Consider the following 17,940-nt stretch of genomic DNA (forward strand, 5'->3'; position numbering starts at 1 on the left):
GCACGGCTGTTTCAAGATCACCTGAGTGGTTGCTGTTTGCTGATGGGACTGTGGTGACGCCAGGTACTCCAGTGGCTGGCGAAGTCGTGCGACGAAGGACGCTTTCCTCACGCTGGGCGTGAGAAAGGACGCCTTCCTCGCATCCACTCCACAATGGACACTGAGGTGCCGCACGGGTCAGCACCACCGGCACGCCACCGGCCTCGGGTAGCACCGCCTGAGGCGCCACCCAAACGATCTTGAAACGGCCCTGCTCCCCAACCCCACCCCGCCAACCGGCTGGCGCCCCTCGAGCACGACTCACGCCAGTTCGGCTCGTTTCCAGGCGGTGGTGAACTCGGCCAGGGAGATCTGGCCGTCCCGGTCGCTGTCGGCGTCGGCGAAGATCGACTCGATCTCCGCGTCGGTGATCTCCTCGCCGCGGGCGGTCATCGCGGCCCGGAACTCCGTTCTGGTGATCTGCCCGTCGCCGTTGCCGTCGAGCTCGTTGAACGCGTCGGTGAGGTCATCGTGAGTCGCCATGGGCACAGAAGCATAGGGCGCGCGCGGACCGAACCGGCCTGAGGTAGCGTCGCGCGCGTGAAGGCGGGGTACACCGCCCCATGACGCAGCGGCGACCGAGCCTGGCCACGGTGCTGTACGAGTGGGGGCGGATCGGCTGCATCGGGTTCGGCGGCCCGCCCACGCACATCAAGCTGCTGCGCGACCTGTGCGTGCACCGACGGAAGTGGCTGACGGCGGTCGAGTTCGAGGACGCCGTCGCCGCGTGCAATTTGCTGCCCGGGCCGGCGTCCACCCAGCTGGCGATCTTCTGCGCCTGGCGGCAGCGCGGCCGGCCCGGCGCGCTCGTCGGCGGGGTCGCGTTCATCGTTCCCGGCCTGATCATCATCCTGGCCCTGGCCACGCTGTTCCTCGCCTCCGCGCCGCCCCGGGCGATCCTCGCCGCCGGGGCCGGAGCGGGCTCCGCGGTCGCCGCGGTCGCGGTGCACGCCGCGGCCACCCTGCTGCCGGACAGCTGGCGCCGGGTGCGGCCGGAGGGGCGGGTCCGGCGGCTGCGCTGGGCTGCCTACCTGGTCGCCGGCACCGCGTCCGCCGCCCTCATCGGCCCCTGGCTGGTACTGGTGCTGCTGGCCTGCGGCGCCATCGAGATCGCCGCCCGGTACGACGCCACCCGGCGAACCCTCCTGCCGCCCATTCCGGTGCTCGCCGCCGGCGGGTTCGCCGCCGGCCCGCTGGCGGCGCTGGCCTGGGTGGCGTTCAAGGTCGGCGCGCTCTCCTACGGCGGCGGGTTCGTGATCATCCCGCTGATGCAGGCCGACGCCGTCAACCACTACCACTGGCTGTCCGACGCGCAGTTCCTCAACGCCGTCGCGCTCGGCCAGATCACCCCCGGGCCGGTCGTGCAGACCGTCGCCGTCATCGGCTACGCCGCCGCCGGAATCGCCGGCGGCGTGCTCGCCGCCGCGGTCGCGTTCAGCCCGTCGTTCGCGTTCATCCTGCTCGGCGCCCACCACTTCGACCGGCTCCGGAGCAACCCCACGGTCCGCGCGTTCCTCGACGGCGCCGGGCCGGCCGCCGTCGGAGCCATCGCCGGCTCGGCCATCACCCTGGCCCGCTCACTCACCCAACCCTGGCAGTACGCCATCCTCGGCGCCGCCGCGATCACCCTCCTGGCCCTGCGCCGCGGCGTCGTGCTCACCCTGCTCGGCGCCGCCGCCACCGGCATCGTTCTCACCACCGCCGGCCTGCCCCTCCCGCACTGACCGGCGCGGAACACAGCCACAGGACGGCGTCGGCCACGTCCCCGGCGCTGTCACCTGGTCCGGCCGCCACCGCGTTGATCAGGACACCGGAGCCGGCGAACTCCACCGCCGCGGCGCGCGTCACCTCGATCACGTCGGCCGTCATCGCGAGGTTCACGACCCGGCCGGTCCCCCGCATGGCCGGGATCTCGTATCTCATCGCCAGCGACACCCCACGCGCCTCGCCGCCGTTCACCGCCAGGTCGAGTCGCCCGAACGCGCCGAGCGTCTGCTCCACCAGCCGCCGCACCGACACCGGTTCGGCAGGATCCCTCCGCACGACGTTGGCGCCGGCCCGGCGCAACGCGTCGGCGACCGCGGCGCCTGCTCCGACGACGAGGGCGGTCCGGCCGCTCAATGCCGCAGGGATCATGCCGCTCAACGCTAGGAACCCGGCCCGCGAACCGCATCAGCGAAGTCGCCGGTCTTCTATGCTCGGCGGGGTGCTGGGGAGAGATCAGGAGACCGGGCTGCTGGAGTCGGTCCTGCGGGCGGCCGCCGCGGGGCACGGTGGCGGGGTCGTGCTGCACGGCGAGCCGGGAATCGGGAAGACCGCGCTGCTGAGCCACGCCGAGGAGCGGGCCGGCGGGTTCCAGGTGCTGCGGGCGGTCGGCGTCGAACCGGAGGCGGATCTCGCGTACGCGATGCTGCACCAGCTGCTGCTTCCGGCGCTGGGGTTGGTGGGGGAGCTGCCGGGGCCGCAGGCGCGGGCGCTGCGCATCCTGTTCGGGCGGGCGGAGGGCGCGCCGCCGGATCCGTTTCTGGTGGGGTTGTCGACGCTGTCGCTGCTGTCCCTGCTGGCCGGGACGAAGCCGGTGCTGTGCGTGATCGATGACGCGCACTGGGCGGATCAGCCGACGTTGACGACGCTGGCGTTCGTCGCGCGGCGGCTGGACAACGAGCCGATCGTGCTGGCGCTGGCGGCGCGCGCCGACGAGGGGCACGGCACGGATCTGCCGCACCTGCGCCGGATTCCGCTGATGGGGCTCGACCAGGAGGCGGCCATGGCGCTGCTGGCCGAGCACGGCAGCGGGCGGCTGACCGAGGGCGAGCGGAACCACCTGCTGGCGGCCACCGGGGGGAATCCGCTGGCGCTGCTGGAGCTGGCCGGGTCCGGCGTGCCCGCGGACGGCACGCCGGAGCCGCTGGCCATGACCGACGAGTTGCGGCGGTCGTTCCTGGCCAGGATCCAGGCGCGGCACGGTGAGTTGCTGCCGCTTCTCCAGCTGGTCGCGGCCGACGGCTCGGGCAGCGTGGAGACGCTGGAGAAGGCCGGCGCGGAGCTGGACATCGCGACCGGGCCGCTGCACCGGGCCGAGCTCGACGAGTTGCTCACCTACGACGGGAGCCGGCTGGTGTTCCGGCACCCGCTGATCCGGTCCGCGATCTACCACAGCGCCACGGCCGGGCGGCGGGCCGCGATCCACCGCGCCCTCGCCGCGGCCCTCGACACCCCGGCGGATCAGCACCGCCGTGCCTGGCACCTCGGGCAGGCCGCCACCGGGCCCGACGAGCGGGCCGCCGAGCAGCTCGAGCACTCGGCCGAGCAGGCGGCCCTGCGCGGTGGTCCGGCCGCGGCGCTGGCCGCGGCGCTGGCCGCGCTGTCCCGGGCCGCCGAGCTCACCGCGGACGGTCCGCGCCGGGGGCGGCGGCTGTGGAGCGCCGCCCGCGCGGCCATCCGGGGCGGGTTCACCGCCACCGCCGTGGAGCTGCTCGACCGGGCCGAGCGCGAGCCGGAGCTGCAGGAGGCGGACCGGATCTCGGTGGCGGTCATGCGCGCCATCGTGGCCGGGTTCGCCGGCTCGCCCGAGGACGCGCTGGACCTGATCAGGCCCTGGATCCCGCGCGCGCTGGTGATCGACCGGCGCCGCTACACCCCGACCGTGGCGATGTACGGCGACCTCGGGGTCCGCACCAACCTGCCGCGGGCCTGGTCCGACCTCGCCGGCTGGCTCGAGGACGTCCCGCCGGAACCGGGAAACCCGGAGGACGGCGTGCTCCGGCTGCTCCGCACCGCGAGCCGGATCCGCACCGGGGACAATCCTCCCCGGCCACAAGAGGATCGCACCATCGTCGAATCGTTGAACGATCCCATCACCATGACCCTGGCCGGCGCGATCGCCCGCGCACTCGGCGACGACGAGTTGAGCCGGCGCCTGTACCGCACCGCCGGGCAGCTGGCGCGCACCACCGGAGCGCTCGGCGCGCTGGCCTGGAACCTCGAGTACCAGGCCGCCGACGAGCTCGCCCGCGGCCGGTTCGGGCTGGCCGAAGCGCACGCCGAGGAGGGCGTCCAGTTCGCCGTGGAGGTCGGCCAGCCGAACACCGCCTGCCGCAACCGCGGGCTGCTCGCCCTCTGCGCGGCGCTCCGGGGCCGCCCGGACGCCGCCGAGCTGGCCACCGAGGTGCTGGCCGAGGCCAGCGGCCGCACCCTGGCCGATGCGATGGCCTACGCCCGGCGGGCCCTCGGCCTCATCGAGCTGGTTGCCGGCCGGCACCGCGAATCCGCGCAGCACTTCGAGGCGATCGGCATCTGGGACACCGACCCGCCCCCGGACCTGGCCATGGGCGTCCTCCCCGACCTGGTCGAGGCCCTGGTCCGGGCCGGCGAGCCCGACCGCGCCGCCGCGGCGACCGCCCTCCACGCCCGGTGGACCGGCCCCACCCCTGCCCCCGCGCTGGCCGCCCGCACCGCCCGCTGCCAGGCCCTGACCGGCACCGGCGCCGGCTACCCCGAAGCCCTGCGCCGCCACGCCCTCTCCGACGCTCCCTTCGAGCATGCCCGCACCGAGCTGCTGTTCGGCGAGCAGCTGCGCCGCGACCGGCACCGCTCCGAAGCGGCCCACCACCTGCGCTCCGCCGCCGAGAACTTCCGCCGCATCGGCGCCCTCGCCTGGGCCGACCGCGCGCTCGGCGAGCTGCGCGCCACCGGCGAGTCCGCCGGTACCCCCGAGGCCGGCGCGCTCAGCACCCTCACCCCCCAGGAGCTGCGCATCGCCCTGGCCGTCGGCGAAGGCCTGACCAACCGCGAGATCGCCGCCCAGCTCTTCCTCAGCCCCCGCACCGTCGACTACCACCTCCGCAAGGTCTTCCAGAAAGCCGACCTCACCTCCCGCGCCGAGCTGATGCGCCTCGTCCTCGCTGTCCGGGGTTGATGCCCTGAAGGCCGCCTTCAGGACGTTCAACGTCTCGAAGGCGGCATTCAAGGCATGAGAGACCGGCAACTTCACTGATTCGCCCGGCTGCCCGGTCTTCCTAGCGTTGGCGGTGTCGAAATCCCGTCCCGTTAGGAGCCTGGCGATGACGATTCACAAGGCGCGCATGGTTGGCCGGTTTCTCCTGCATTACACCGAGATGGTCATCGCGATGATGCTCGGGATGCTGCTGCTCGGTCTGCTGTGGAGCGCGGTGCTGCCGGAGATCACCCGGACCGACGTCGACACGCTGGTCATGGCCGCGAACATGACGATCGGGATGGCCGCGTGGATGCGGATGCGCCGGCACGGATGGCGAAGCATCGGCGAGATGAGCGTGGCGATGATCCTGCCGTTCCTCGTTCTGCTTGTCCCGTACTGGTTCGGGGTGCTGCCGGGCCACCTGGTGATGTCCGTCGGGCACCCGCTCATGTTCGTGACGATGGCGCTGGCCATACTGTGGCGGCGCGCGGAGTACACGCAGCACCGGCACCACATCCGGCCGAAGTGGGTGTGGCGGGCCGCCGTCGTGCTGATCGCGTTGCTGGTCCCGGCCGCGGTCTCGGCGGTGAACACGATCGGCAAGTTCGGCGCCCGGTACGAGGCCCGTTCGGACACCGTGTCGGTCGAGCCGGCGCCGAAGGCCGCCGACCATGATCCGGCCAAGCCGACCGTGGCGTTTCTGGTGGGCAGCAAGGGTTCCAACGCGGCCGACCTGCTCGGGCCGTACGAGACGCTGGCCGGCACCGGGGCGCTCAACACCTACGTCGTCTCGGCCGGCGCCCGGCTGGTGCCGCTGACCGGTGGTCTGGACCTCGTGCCGGACCTGACGTTCGACGGGCTGGCCGCCCTGCTGGCCGAGCGGCACGACCGCCTCGACGCCGTGGTGATCCCGGCCCTGCAGGAGCCCGACGCCGCGGAGCGCGACGCCATCACCACCTGGTTGCGGCAGCAGTCCGGCGCCGGCGCGCTGACCGTCAGCGTCTGCAACGGAGCCCGCACCCTCGCCGAGTCGGGGCTGCTGGACGGCCGGCCGGCGACCTCCCACTGGACCCGACTTTCCGGGCTGCGCAACGACTTCCGCAATATCAACTGGGTGAGCGGCCGGCGCTACGTCGACGACGGCAACGTGATCACCACCGCCGGCGTGCTGTCCGGAATCGACGGCGCCCTGCGCATCCTGGAACGGCTCGCCGGCACGAACACCGCCCGCGCGGCGGCGGACAACGTCCACTGGCGCCACTACTCCCCCGGCACCGCCGCCCGGATCCCCGAATCCAGCTGGGCAATTCCCGACGTGGTGGTCGCGCTCAACGCCTCCTACCAGCCCGGCCCATCGACCATCGGGGTTCAGCTCACCGGCGGCACCGGCGAGTTGGAGCTCGCCTCCGCGTTCATGTCCTACACCGAGCAGTCCCTGATCGGCCGCACCGTCGCGGTCGGCGACGGCCCGATCCGCTCCCGGCACGGCCTGACCTTCGTCCCCCGCTCCACGGTCGCAAACGCGGGCAACCTCGACCGCCTCCTCGTGCCCGGCCTGGACGCCGCCCGGCAGCACTCCGCCACATCGGCGGGTCCGCGCCCCGAGTACCTCCACACCACCGAAGAGTTCGCGTTCGACCCGGTGCTGCGCGACATCGCCCGCACCTACGACGTGCAAACCGCCCGCTTCGCCGCCAAAACCCTCGAGTACCCGGTGCACGACGTCGACCTGACCGGCCGAAGCTGGCCGTGGCTGGCGACCCTCATCCCCATTCTGCTCGCCCTGCTCGGCGCCACCGCAGCGATCGCCGCCGGCATCGTGTTCCGCCGGATCCGAACCACCCGGACCCTCCGGCGCCCGGAACCGCTCAGCGCCCCGATCCGGACGGCCGAGCTTTCGCTCACCCGCTGAGCGGGAGGTCCGCGTGCTGCTCGAGGAACCTGGCGACGTGGCCGGGATCCTCGAGCGGCGCCGGGTACAGCAGCAGGCGGTCGAGCCCGAGGTCGGCGTACCGCTTAGCCTTGTCCGCGTCCATCGCGACCGGATCGCCCTGCATGAAGTAGATCTCCAGGCCCGGCCGGGGATGCTCGTCGACGTTCTGGAACGAGACGTTGCCGGCCCTGGTAGCTCACCGGTGCCGGGTCGGACCACAGGGCCGCCACCGCGTCCAGGTACTCGTCGGTGCGGCTGCCCCGCTCGGACATCGGCACACCGCCTGCTTCGCCAGCACCAGCGGATTGCGTTGGGGCAGAACGATGACCCCGGTACCGAGCTCCATCCGGTCGGTGACCGCCGCGACGTAGGCGAGGTGGATCAACGGGTCGAGGAACGGATCCGTGGAAGACACCGGCGGCTTCTACCGCGACGGCCAACCGATTCCGTGGTAAATGCGAAAAGCCAGCACCAATAAAAGCCGACCTCAACCACAATTGGCGACCAAACGCGGGGGTCCGGGGGCTTGCCCCCGGCCGGGGGTGTGGGGGCTTGGCCCCCACAAAACAGCAGACCCGCCCCGGTCCGCGCTTTCCGCGGACACACGCCCCCCGAGGGGCTGGGGTACCAGGACTCGAACCTAGACTAACTGAACCAGAATCAGTCGTGCTGCCAATTACACCATACCCCACCAGCAGCGATGGTCACTGCCCGTGCTGCCGAAGGGAGATGGTAGACCACCCGCCGTGCGGACCGGAAACCGGATCAGTCGCGCGCTGGCCGGGGACGCCGGCGGGGCCGGTCGCGGACGGCGTGACGTACTCGCTGACAATGAGCTCGGGCAGGTCGGAGAGGGTCTCGATGACCGGAACGCCCGGGTCGCCGGGCGGCTCGCGGCCGCAGCGGTCGAGCCAGACGCCGAGCAGGCCGGCGTCGCGGGCGCCGACGGCGTCGACATCGAGCCGGTCGCCGACGTGCAGGGCCTCCTGGGCGGGGACGTCGAGGCGGTCGCAGGCGGCCCGGAAGATCTGCGGGTCGGGCTTCGCGGCGCCGAGCTCGCCGGCGATGACCACGGTGTCGAAGAACCGGGCGATACCCAGCGCGTTGAGCTTGTCCCGCTGGTGGGCGCCCGAGGCGTTGGTCACGGCGGCCACCTTGAGCCCGGCGGCCTGCAGCCAGTCCAGGCACGGGACGACGTCGTCGAACAGCGCCCAGGCCTCGTCCACCTCGGCGCGCCGGCGGTCCTCGAGGCGGTGCACCAGCTCGTCGTCGACCACGGCGCCGAGGTCGGCGAGAAAAGCCTTGGTGCGGGCCAGCCGCATGCTGCCCGAGTCCAGCTCACCGGCGACGACGCGGGCGACGTGCTCCTCGGTCATCCGCTGCCAGGTCGACCACATGTCGTCGCGACCGATCATTCCGTACAGTGCCTTCCGCGCCGCCGTGGTGAAGTCGATCAGGGTGTCGTCGATGTCCAGGCAGACGGCCTGGAGCCGGGGACCGTGGGCGTGGGGCAGCTCGCAGTGCACGGGCATCGGCACGACCGCAGAAGTCACCCCGAGAGGCTAGGCGCGTTGCCACCCCCGCCGATTCGGCCGTTCAGGGGATGGTGCTGGTTCTGATTCGATCCAGATCGGGATGTCCACTTGAGACGGGACAAGCGCCCAAACTGGGGTAATCGCTCCCCGGCGGTGCCGTGTTACGCGCGGCGCAGCCGGGACGGCGACCGGTCGCGGCCGAGCAGTTCCCTCGACTCGTACAGCGGCGGCGAGACGGTGCGGCCGGTGACCGCGACCCGCACCGGGGCGTACGCCTTCCGTGGCTTGAGCCCGAGGCCGTCGACAGCGCCGCCTTGAGCGCGTCCTCGATGGCCGGGGCGGACCACGCGGCCACGCCCTCGAGTGCGGCGATGCTGGCGTTGACCACCGGTTCGGCGGCCGGCCCGAGCGCCTTCGCCACCGATTCCGGCTCGGGGCTGAACTCGTCCTCGGAAACGAACAGGAAACCCACCATTCCGGGGGCATCGGAAAGCACGATGAGCCGTTCCTGAATGAGCGGGGTAATGGCGCGCAGGGTCGCCAGCTGCGCGCCGGAAGGCGGTTCCGCCATGGTGAAGACGTCCCGGTCCTCGGCGATGGCCCACCCCAGCAGCGCCAGGTAGTTGAGCAGCCCCTCGGGGAGGAAACCCCTTTCCCGGTACAGGAACAGGGTCATCTCGGGGTCGCGTTTGGACAGCTTCCGGTTGCCCTCGCCGCGCAGCACGTGTGTGATCCGCATCAGCGCGTCGTCGACCGGGTTGGTGAGGGTGTAGAGCGGGGCGCCGCTGGCCCGGACCAGGACCGGGGCGGGCACCGAGCCGGCCGGGAACGTGATCTCGCCCCGCACCAGGTCGGTGAACGTGATGTCGGCGTCCGGCCTCCGCAGCCGCAGCACCGGTTCCCCGGCCCTGCGCGCGCAGCCCGGCGATCTGCTCGGCGGTCAGCTCGCGGTCGGCGTTGTCGTAGCCCAGCTTGGGATCCTGGCCGGGCGGCGACGTCGGCGTAGATCGCGCCCCGCTCGCTCTGCCGGGTGTGCAGTGTGGGTGTCGTCATAGCCCGTTCAGGGCATCCACACCGATTTCCCTTGACGCGCCTGGTGTCCGGGTGGACCCTTGAAGTATTCAACCGATGTTGAAATTGGGGAGTGAACGAAGATGGCCGACAACGAGCGAACCACGTGCCTGGTCGTCGGTGGTGGCCCCGCCGGGATGGTGCTCGGTCTGCTGCTGGCCAGGGCCGGCGTCGAGGTCACGGTGCTGGAGAAGCACGGCGACTTCCTGCGGGACTTCCGCGGCGACACCGTGCACGCCTCGACCATCCGGCTGCTCGACGAGCTGGGGCTGGGCGAGGAGTTCCGCAAGCTGCCGCAGAGCCGGCTGGAGACCGTGGCGTTTCCGGGCCCGGACGGGAAGATCGTGACGCTGGGCGAGATCTCCCGGCTGCGGCCGCCGTACAACTACATTGCCACGGTGCCCCAGTGGGATTTCCTGGACCTCCTGGTGGACGCCGCGAAGCAGGAGCCCACGTTCAGCCTGCGGATGAACACCGCGGCCACCGGACTGATCAAGGAGAACGGCCGGGTGGCCGGCGTCCGCTACCGCACCAGCGGCGGCGAGACCGGCACGATCCGCGCCGACCTGACCGTGGCCTGCGACGGGCGCACCTCGCTGCTGCGGGACGAGGCCGGACTGGCGCCGAAGGAGTTCCCGGTTCCGTTCGACGTGTGGTGGTTCCGGCTGCCGCGCCATGAACAGGGCGGGCCGGTGAGCGGGATTTCCCCGCGCATCAAGGGATCCGAGCTGCTGCTCACGATCAACCGCGACGACTACTTCCAGGTCGCCTACTTCCTGAAGAAGGGCACCAACGACGCGCTGCGCGCCGAGGGCATCCCGCGCTTCCGCGAGCGGATCGTGAACCTGGCCCCGGACCTGGCCGACGCGGTGGACACGCTCACCGACTGGAACCAGGTGCCGATGCTCGACGTCCGGCTCAACCGGTTGCACCGCTGGCACACCGACGGCCTGCTGCTGATCGGCGACGCGGCGCACGCCATGTCCCCGGTCGGCGGCGTCGGCATCAACGTCGCCGTCCAGGATGCCGTCGCCACCGCGACCCTGCTGGCCGAACCCCTGCGCCAGCACCGGGTCGGCGCCGCGGACCTGGCCAGGATCCGCCGCCGCCGCTGGTTCCCCACCGTGGTCACCCAGACCTTGCAGCGGGTGATCCAGCGGGTGCTCGTCGGCCCGGTCCTCCGCGGCGAGATCACGTCGTTCCCGAAGGCGCCGATCTTCCTGACCCGCCACATCCCGGCCCTGCGCGCCATCCCGGCCTACATCGTCGCCATCGGCCCCCGCCCCGAACACGCCCCCGACTTCGCCCGCCGCCCCTAACGCCATGTTGGCCGCTGGCGTCGCCATGTTTGCCGCTGGCGTAGCCGAGTTGGCGCCTCGCGCGATGCCGAGCCGCGTGTAGCGCCAACACAACAGCGTGGGAGGCCAACACACCGACGTGACGCGCCAACACGCCGGGGTGCTACCGGGTGGTGACGGGGTTGGTGAGAGTGCCGAGGCCCTCGATGCTCACCGAGACGCTCTGCCCGGGCGACATCGGGCCGACGCCGGCCGGGGTGCCGGTGAGGATCACGTCGCCCGGCAGCAGCGTCATCACGTGCGAGACCCACTCGACCAGGCGCGGGATTCCGTGCAGCAGCAACGAGGTGCGCGCGTCCTGCTTCACCTCGCCGTCGAGCTCGGTGCGCAGCGCCAGGTCGTCTGGGGTGACCGCGGTGTCGATCCACGGCCCGAGCGGACAGAACGTGTCGTGGCCCTTCGCCCGGGCCCACTGGCCGTCGGACTTCTGCTGGTCGCGCGCGGTCACGTCGTTGCCGATGGTGTAGCCGAGCAGCACGTCCTTCGCCCGCGCGGCCGGCACGTCCCGGCACGGCATGCCGATCACCACGGCCAGCTCGCCCTCGTAGTCCACTCTGGACGAGTCGGGCGGCAGCTTGATCGGAACACCCGGGCCGATCACCGCCGTCGACGGCTTCAGGAAGATCACCGGGTCGGGCGGCGCGTCCCCACCCATCTCCTTGGCGTGGTCGGCGTAGTTCTTGCCGATGCCGATGATCTTGGGCGGCAGGATCGGGGCGAGCAGCCGGACGTCGGCGAGCGGCCAGCGCCGGCCGGTGAGCCGCGGCTCACCGAACGGGTGCTCGGCGATCTCCGCGGCCTCCGCACCGTCCCCGTCGCCCTCGAGCGCGGCGAACGCCATGCCGTCGGGATGAGCGATACGAGCGATACGCACGCGCCCACCCTAGCCCGGCGCCGGCACCGTCCGCGGCGTACGGTCTGCCGCGTGGAGAGCCTGCGCCTGGCCTCGGACTGGCCCGTCGACAACGTGTCCGTCGCGGTCGTCGCACCCGACCGCGTGCTCGCCACGTTCGGCGCCCCGGACCGCACGTTCCCGCTCGCCTCCGTCACCAAGCTGCTGACCGCCTACGCCACCCTCGTCGCCGTCGAAGAGGGCGCGATCACCTGGGACGAGCCGGCCGGCCCACCCGGCTCCACCGTCCGCCACCTCGCCGCCCACGCCTCCGGCCTGAACCTGAACGACGACCGCGTCCTCGCCGCGCCGGCCACCCGCCGCATCTACTCCAACACCGGCTTCACCCTCCTCGCCGACACCCTCGCCACCCACACCGGCATCCCGTTCGCCCAGTACCTGCAGGAAGCCGTCCTCGACCCCCTCGACATGCCGGCCACCAGGCTCGACGGCTCCCCCGCGTCCGGCGCCGTCTCCACGACCGACGACCTCTCCCGCTTCGCCGCTGAGTTGCTCGCACCGCGCCTGGTGTCGGTCGAGACCCTGACCGAGGCGACCCATGTGGCGTTCCCCGGCCTGAACGGCGTCCTTCCCGGCTACGGCCAGCAAAAGCCCAACGACTGGGGGCTGGGCTTCGAGCTCCGCGACCACAAGAGTCCACATTGGACCGGCAAGCACAGCTCCCCGGAAACCTTCGGCCACTTCGGCCAGTCCGGCACCTTCCTCTGGGTCGACCCCGCCGCCCGCCTGGCCTGCGTCACCCTCACCGACCGCCCCTTCGGCGACTGGGCAATCGCGGCGTGGCCCACCCTCACCGACGCCATCCTGTCCGAACACGGCGCCTGAAACTGTCAGCTTTCCTTCGAGGGAGCGGACCTTCCTTGCCCTCCACGGCATGAACGTGACGTTGCTTCCCCTCTGGGAAAGCACGCTAGCCGGTGGCGGCTACGGCCGACCGCACTCGGAGAGCCTTGTGCGCCAAGGCGTCGCAGAGGGCGAGCCAGCTGGCTTCGACGATGTTGCCGTGGACGCCGACGGTGGTCCATTCGCGTTCGTGGTCGGTGGATTCGACGAGGACGCGGGTGACGGCGTCGGTGCCGTGGTGGTCGGTCAGGATCCGGACTTTGTAGTCGGTGAGTTGGACTTCGTCGAGCCAGGGGAGGTGCGGAACCAGGGCGGTGCGGAGGGCGGCGTCGAGGGCGTGGACGGGGCCGTTGCCTTCGGCGGTGGCGATGACGCGCTGGCCGGCGACGTGGACCTTGACGGTGGCTTCGGAGACCACCTCGCCGTCGAGGCGGTGGTCGAGGATGACGCGGTAGGACTCGAGGGCGAACGGCAGGTTGTCCACTTCGGACAGTTCGGTGCGCAGGAGTAGTTCCAGCGAGGCGTCGGCGGCTTCGAAGGACCAGCCTCGGGCTTCGAGCTCCTTGACCCGGCGGACGGCGGAGTTCAGCACGGCGGGCTGGCCGGCCAGGTCGACCCCGAGCTCCCGGCTCTTGAGCTCGAGGCTGGCCCGGCCGGCCATCTCGGTGACCAGGACCCGCATGTCGTTGCCCACCACGGTCGGGTCGATGTGGTTGTACAGCAACGGATCCACTTTGATCGCGCTCGCGTGCAGGCCCGCCTTGTGGGCGAAGGCCGACGACCCGACGTAGGCCTGGTGGGTGTCGGGTGCGATGTTGGCGATCTCGGCAAGGGCATGCGAGACCCGGGCAAGTTCCGGCACGCGCGGCGCGGACAGCACCGGCATGCCGAGCTTGGTGACGAGGTTGCCCACGACGGCGAACAGGTCGGCGTTGCCGGCCCGCTCGCCGTAGCCGTTGGCGGTGCACTGCACGTGGGTCGCGCCGGCCTGCACCGCGGCCACGCTGTTGGCCACCGCGCAGCCGGTGTCGTCCTGGCAGTGGATGCCGACCCGGAACCCGGTGCGGGCGATCACCTCGCCCACGATGTCGGCCAGCCCCAACGGAAGCTGCCCGCCGTTGGTGTCGCAGAGCACCGCGACGTCCGCGCCGCCCTCGACCGCCGCGGTGAGCACCCGCAGCGCGCAGTCCGGATCGAACCCGAACCCGTCGAAGAAGTGCTCCGCGTCAAGGAAAACGCGCCGCCCCTCGCCGGTCAGGAACGCCACCGTGTCGCGCACCATGGCACACGCCTCGGCCACGTCGGTGCGCAGCGCCTTCTCGATGTGCCGCCGGTCGGACTTGGCGACCAGCGTGACGACCGGCGCCTGGCTCTCCAGCAGAGCCCGCACCTGCGGGTCGTCCGCGGCGGTGGTGCCGGCCCGGCGGGTCGACCCGAACGCGACCAGCGCGGCGTGCCGCAGCTCGAGCTCGCCGGCCGCCGCCCGCGCGAAGAACTCGGTGTCCTTGGGCAGCGCGCCCGGCCAGCCGCCCTCGATGAAGCCCACCCCCAACTCGTCCAGCAGCCGGGCCACGGCCAGCTTGTCCGCGACCGAGTACGAAATACCCTCCCGCTGGGCCCCGTCGCGCAACGTCGTGTCGTACACATGGAACTCGTCGCCGAGCGGCGTGCCGGCGGGGGCGGTGCGGCTCACTGGTCTCCTCGATCCTGGTCCAGGACAACAAAAAACCTCCCGCGGGGATGCGAGAGGTCAGCGCGCCGGGTGTGTAGCTGTGCTACCCAGCGCGCTCATCAATAATGATCACAAACGTGGTCACGGCCACATACTGGCACACCCGTCTCCCCGATACCAACTCGCGGGCCGCCCCTCCCAGAACCTGGGACGAGCTGGCCCACTTCGCTCCGACCAACGCAACCTCAGGGGACCGTGACGGCGCCCGGCCACGGTCAACCGGCCAACCGCATCGTTCGATGGAACGCAACGACAGGAGTCAAATTCGGGAGAGGCGGACCAGGCCTACACGTCCGTGCGGGTGGTGGAGGTGTTGGAGGAGACCAGGGCGGCGAGGCGGTCGCCGATGGCGTAGGTGTTGCCCGGGGACGGGTGGTCGCGGGTGGCCAGGTCGAACGCGACGGAGGCCTCGATGCGGCGGGCGGCCTCGTGCTCGCCGAGGTGATCGAGGAGCAGCGCCACGGAGAGCACGGCCGCGGTGGGGTCGGCGACGCCCTGGCCGGCGATGTCCGGGGCGCTGCCGTGCACCGGTTCGAACATCGACGGGTTGCGCCGGGTGTTGTCGAGGTTGCCGCTGGCCGCGAGCCCGATGCCGCCGGTGACCGCTGCGGCGAGGTCGGTGAGGATGTCGCCGAAGAGGTTGTCGGTGACGATCACGTCGAACCGGCCGGGGTCGGTCACCATGTGGATCGTGGTGGCATCGACGTGCTGGTAGGCCACCGTGACGTCGGGGTGCTGCAACGAGACCTCTTCGACCACCCGGGACCACAGCGAGCCGGCGTGGGTGAGCACGTTGGTCTTGTGCACCAGCGTCAGGTGCTTGCGCGGCCGGCCGGCGGCGCGGGCGAACGCGTCGCGGACCACGCGCTCGATGCCGTAGGACGTGTTGACCGAGACCTCGGTGGCGATCTCGTGTGGAGTGTCCTTTCGCAACAGTCCACCGTTGCCGGCGTAGAGGCCCTCGGTGCCCTCCCGCACCACGATCATGTCGATCTCGCCCGGGTCGGCGAGCGGGCTCTTCACCCCGGGATACAGCCGCGCCGGGCGCAGGTTCACGTGGTGGTCGAGCTCGAACCGCAGGCGCAGCAGCAGGCCCCGCTCGAGGATGCCGGACGGCACGGACGGATCGCCGACCGCGCCGAGCAGGATCGCGTCGTGCTGGCGAAGCTCACCGAGCACCGACTCCGGCAGCAGCTCGCCCGTCGCATGCCATCGGGCCGCGCCGAGGTCGTACCGGGTGATCTCCGCATTCGGCACCACCTCGGTGAGCACCTTGAGCGCCTCGGCGATCACTTCGGGCCCGATCCCGTCACCGGGGATCACCGCGAGCCGCATGCACACCTCCAGAGCCTTACTGGCGCTTCGCCACCGAACACGACAAAGGGAAACAGTCCAGGGAAGGCTACCCGGAACACGCCCGGGCGATCATCGAGGCCACCCGACCAGGTGACGTCGCAGCGTGTCGCGAGGGGTCGGCGGTCAGTCGAAACTGATCGCGCGGACCAAACGGGCGCCGACCGCCGTTCCGATCGACGAGAGCACGGTCTGGTCGACGGTGCGATCCACGCGCAGCAACATGATGGCGTCCGTTTTGTCCGTCGTCTGGCTCAGCTGCGCGGCTTCGATGTTGATGCCCACCTCGCCGAGCAGCGTGCCGACCCGGCCCATCACGCCCGGGCGGTCCTGGTACTCCAGCAGCAGCACGATGCCCTCGGCGCGGAGGTCGAAGTGCCGGCCGTTCACCTCGACCAGCTTCTGCACCTGCTGCAGCCCGGTGAGCGTGCCGCCGACGGTGAGCGTCGTGCCGTCCGGGTACACCGCGCGCAACGTGACCAGGCTGCGGTACGCCGTGCTCTCCGGCTCGGTGGTCACCTCGACCGCCACGCCGAGCGTCTCGGCCACCCGCTGCGCGTTGACGAACGTGACCTGATCCTCGACGATCCCGGCGAACACGCCGCGCTCGGCGGCCAGCGGCAGCACCGTCAAGTCCTCTGTGGACAGTTCGCCGCGGACCTCGACCGTGATCGAGGTGGGCGGCTTGCCGGACAGCGCCGAGAGCACCTTGCCGAGCTTCTGGGTGAGCGGCAGGAACGGCCGCACCTCCTCGCCGACCACGCCGCCGGAGGCCACGTTCACCGCGTCCGGCACGAACTCGCCGCGCAGCGCCAGCAGCACCGAGCGGGCCACGTCGGTGCCGGCGCGGTCCTGCGCCTCCGCGGTCGACGCGCCGAGGTGCGGCGTCACCACCACGTTGGGCAGCTCGAACAGCGGGCTCGACGTGGTCGGCTCGGTGACGAACACGTCCACCCCGGCGCCGCCCACGTGTCCACTTCGGACCGCCTCGGCCAGCGCCTCCTCGTCGATCAGCCCACCCCGGGCGGCGTTGACGATCAGCACGCCGGGCTTCGTCTTGGCCAGCGCATCCTTGCCGATGAGCCCCTTGGTCTCCGGTGTCTTCGGCAGGTGGATGGAGATGATGTCCGCGCGGGAAAGCAGCTCGTCCAGGCTCACCAGCTCGATGCCGAGCTGGGCGGCGCGCGCCGGCGACACGTACGGGTCGTAGGCGATCAGGTCGGTGCCGAACGCGGCCAGCCGCTGCGCGAACAGCTGCCCGATCTTGCCGAGCCCCACCACGCCGACGGTCTTGCCGGCCAGCTCCACACCGGAGAACGAGCTGCGCTTCCACTCGCCGCCGCGCAGGCTCTGGTCCGCGGCCGGCACCCGGCGGGCGACCGCGAGCAGCAGCGCGACGGCGTGCTCGGCGGCCGAGACGATGTTGGACGTGGGCGCGTTCACCACCAGAACGCCGCGATCGGTGGCCGGCGGCACGTCCACGTTGTCCAGCCCGACCCCGGCCCGGGCCACCACCTTGAGCCGGTCCGAGGCGGCCAGCACCTCGGCGTCGACCTTGGTGGCCGACCGCACCAGCAGCGCGTCGGCCTCGGCCACCGCGGCGAGCAGCGCCGGCCGGTCGGTGCCGTCGACGTAGCGGACCTCGACCTCGTCGCCGAACACCGCGACGGCGGACGGCGCCAACTTCTCGGCGATCAGAACGACAGGACGGCTCGGGTTACTCACGACTCTGGCTCCCACGGTTCGAAATGGCGAAGGCGACCGGGGTTACGACGGTGTAACCGCCACGCGCAGGAGCAGTCTAGGAGGTCGGCTGAACCGTTCCACCTAGTGGTGAGCGAGCTGACACAAGGGCACTACCGGTCCGCGAGTGCGGTGAATGCGTCGTTCCTCGCGTCCACGGTGAGGAACGACGCATTCACCGCATTTCACCACGGCTCGTCGAACTCGCCGGCTTTGGCGCCCTGCACGAACGCGTCCCACTCGGACTCGGTGAACACCAGCACCGTGTCGTCGGGGCCGGTGTACTTCGAGTTGCGCATGGCGATGTAGGTCTTGCCGTCGGTGTGCGGGACGAAGGCGATCTCGACGTACTCGCCGTCCGGGTCGGCGTCGGGCTCGGCGGCGCGCTGCCATTCGGCGTTGGTCAGGTCGAGCTTGCCCCGGACGTGCGCCTTGTCGTCATAGATCGGCGCACTGGTTCGCGACTCCTGGTCGCTCATCG

General features: G+C 71.5%; 15 protein-coding genes, 1 tRNA gene and 1 pseudogene. 5 read left to right on the forward strand and 12 right to left on the reverse strand.

Going from position 1 to position 17,940, the window contains the following annotated elements; translation table 11 throughout:
* Positions 1 to 300 precede the first annotated feature (300 nt).
* Positions 301 to 522, reverse strand: coding sequence for an EF-hand domain-containing protein (locus VGR06_RS15440; protein WP_327559763.1), 222 nt, complete (start codon positions 520 to 522; stop codon positions 301 to 303).
* A gap of 80 nt (positions 523 to 602) precedes the next feature.
* On the opposite strand from VGR06_RS15440, the gene chrA reads away from it, so the two are divergent.
* Complete coding sequence (gene chrA, locus VGR06_RS15445) at positions 603 to 1,763, forward strand: chromate efflux transporter (RefSeq protein WP_327559764.1); 1,161 nt, start codon at positions 603 to 605, stop codon at positions 1,761 to 1,763.
* On the opposite strand, the gene VGR06_RS15450 is transcribed toward chrA, so the two are convergent.
* The gene (locus VGR06_RS15450; RefSeq protein WP_327559765.1) at positions 1,732 to 2,175 is read right to left on the reverse strand and encodes a hypothetical protein; all 444 of its coding nucleotides are present in this window, start codon (positions 2,173 to 2,175) and stop codon (positions 1,732 to 1,734) included. The genes chrA and VGR06_RS15450 overlap by 32 nt on opposite strands.
* A gap of 70 nt (positions 2,176 to 2,245) precedes the next feature.
* Between VGR06_RS15450 and VGR06_RS15455 the strand changes: the two genes are divergently transcribed.
* The gene (locus tag VGR06_RS15455; protein WP_327559766.1) at positions 2,246 to 4,957 is read left to right on the forward strand and encodes a helix-turn-helix transcriptional regulator; all 2,712 of its coding nucleotides are present in this window, start codon (positions 2,246 to 2,248) and stop codon (positions 4,955 to 4,957) included.
* A 145-nt stretch (positions 4,958 to 5,102) separates the two neighbouring features.
* A complete protein-coding gene (locus VGR06_RS15460; RefSeq protein ID WP_327559767.1) occupies positions 5,103 to 6,890 on the forward strand; it encodes a DJ-1/PfpI family protein in 1,788 nt (595 codons plus the stop codon).
* Here VGR06_RS15460 and VGR06_RS15465 read toward each other — a convergent pair.
* From VGR06_RS15465 to VGR06_RS15485, 5 genes and pseudogenes are all read right to left on the reverse strand, one after another.
* Complete coding sequence (locus VGR06_RS15465; protein ID WP_327559768.1) at positions 6,880 to 7,035, reverse strand: hypothetical protein; 156 nt, start codon at positions 7,033 to 7,035, stop codon at positions 6,880 to 6,882. The genes VGR06_RS15460 and VGR06_RS15465 overlap by 11 nt on opposite strands.
* A gap of 72 nt (positions 7,036 to 7,107) precedes the next feature.
* Positions 7,108 to 7,326: an LLM class flavin-dependent oxidoreductase gene (locus VGR06_RS15470; protein WP_327559769.1), complete on the reverse strand. Its 219-nt coding sequence runs from the start codon at positions 7,324 to 7,326 to the stop codon at positions 7,108 to 7,110.
* Positions 7,327 to 7,530: 204 nt separating this feature from the next.
* Positions 7,531 to 7,602: transfer RNA gene (locus tag VGR06_RS15475), tRNA-Gln, on the reverse strand.
* Between the two features lie 13 nt (positions 7,603 to 7,615).
* Complete coding sequence (locus tag VGR06_RS15480) at positions 7,616 to 8,464, reverse strand: HAD family hydrolase (RefSeq protein ID WP_327559770.1); 849 nt, start codon at positions 8,462 to 8,464, stop codon at positions 7,616 to 7,618.
* A 143-nt stretch (positions 8,465 to 8,607) separates the two neighbouring features.
* Positions 8,608 to 9,432: pseudogene (locus VGR06_RS15485) on the reverse strand (glutamate--tRNA ligase); the annotation flags it as partial.
* Between the two features lie 168 nt (positions 9,433 to 9,600).
* On the opposite strand from VGR06_RS15485, the gene VGR06_RS15490 reads away from it, so the two are divergent.
* Positions 9,601 to 10,836 (forward strand): FAD-dependent oxidoreductase, encoded by a 1,236-nt coding sequence (locus tag VGR06_RS15490; protein WP_327559771.1) that lies wholly within the window; start codon positions 9,601 to 9,603, stop codon positions 10,834 to 10,836.
* A 142-nt stretch (positions 10,837 to 10,978) separates the two neighbouring features.
* Here the strand turns inward: VGR06_RS15490 and VGR06_RS15495 are convergent, their stop codons facing one another.
* Positions 10,979 to 11,749, reverse strand: coding sequence for a fumarylacetoacetate hydrolase family protein (locus VGR06_RS15495; RefSeq protein WP_327559772.1), 771 nt, complete (start codon positions 11,747 to 11,749; stop codon positions 10,979 to 10,981).
* Between the two features lie 51 nt (positions 11,750 to 11,800).
* Between VGR06_RS15495 and VGR06_RS15500 the strand changes: the two genes are divergently transcribed.
* The gene (locus VGR06_RS15500) at positions 11,801 to 12,613 is read left to right on the forward strand and encodes a serine hydrolase domain-containing protein (protein WP_327559773.1); all 813 of its coding nucleotides are present in this window, start codon (positions 11,801 to 11,803) and stop codon (positions 12,611 to 12,613) included.
* A gap of 85 nt (positions 12,614 to 12,698) precedes the next feature.
* Here the strand turns inward: VGR06_RS15500 and cimA are convergent, their stop codons facing one another.
* The 4 genes from cimA to VGR06_RS15520 all read right to left on the reverse strand — a co-directional run bounded on the left by cimA (position 12,699) and on the right by VGR06_RS15520 (position 17,938).
* Positions 12,699 to 14,324, reverse strand: a complete 1,626-nt coding sequence (gene cimA, locus VGR06_RS15505; protein ID WP_327559774.1) for a citramalate synthase — start codon at positions 14,322 to 14,324, stop codon at positions 12,699 to 12,701.
* A 324-nt stretch (positions 14,325 to 14,648) separates the two neighbouring features.
* Complete coding sequence (locus VGR06_RS15510) at positions 14,649 to 15,698, reverse strand: 3-isopropylmalate dehydrogenase (protein WP_327559775.1); 1,050 nt, start codon at positions 15,696 to 15,698, stop codon at positions 14,649 to 14,651.
* A gap of 144 nt (positions 15,699 to 15,842) precedes the next feature.
* Complete coding sequence (serA, locus tag VGR06_RS15515) at positions 15,843 to 17,441, reverse strand: phosphoglycerate dehydrogenase (protein ID WP_327559776.1); 1,599 nt, start codon at positions 17,439 to 17,441, stop codon at positions 15,843 to 15,845.
* A gap of 203 nt (positions 17,442 to 17,644) precedes the next feature.
* A complete protein-coding gene (locus tag VGR06_RS15520; protein WP_327559777.1) occupies positions 17,645 to 17,938 on the reverse strand; it encodes a DUF397 domain-containing protein in 294 nt (97 codons plus the stop codon).
* Positions 17,939 to 17,940: the final 2 nt, after the last annotated feature.

Origin of the sequence: Actinophytocola sp., assembly GCF_036002505.1 — a bacterium.
In the GTDB taxonomy this organism is placed as follows: Bacteria; Actinomycetota; Actinomycetes; order Mycobacteriales; family Pseudonocardiaceae; genus DASYTH01.

Bases quoted from the DNA above. Each gene is read 5' to 3' on its own strand.
- VGR06_RS15490 (WP_327559771.1), top strand. From the start codon at position 9,601: ATGGCCGACAACGAGCGAACCACGTGCCTGGTCGTCGGTGGTGGCCCC.
- VGR06_RS15460 (WP_327559767.1), top strand. From the start codon at position 5,103: ATGACGATTCACAAGGCGCGCATGGTTGGCCGGTTTCTCCTGCATTAC.
- VGR06_RS15440 (WP_327559763.1), bottom strand. From the start codon at position 522: ATGGCGACTCACGATGACCTCACCGACGCGTTCAACGAGCTCGACGGC.
- VGR06_RS15520 (WP_327559777.1), bottom strand. From the start codon at position 17,938: ATGAGCGACCAGGAGTCGCGAACCAGTGCGCCGATCTATGACGACAAG.
- chrA (WP_327559764.1), top strand. From the start codon at position 603: ATGACGCAGCGGCGACCGAGCCTGGCCACGGTGCTGTACGAGTGGGGG.
- VGR06_RS15450 (WP_327559765.1), bottom strand. From the start codon at position 2,175: ATGATCCCTGCGGCATTGAGCGGCCGGACCGCCCTCGTCGTCGGAGCA.
- VGR06_RS15465 (WP_327559768.1), bottom strand. From the start codon at position 7,035: ATGCAGGGCGATCCGGTCGCGATGGACGCGGACAAGGCTAAGCGGTAC.
- VGR06_RS15510 (WP_327559775.1), bottom strand. From the start codon at position 15,698: ATGCGGCTCGCGGTGATCCCCGGTGACGGGATCGGGCCCGAAGTGATC.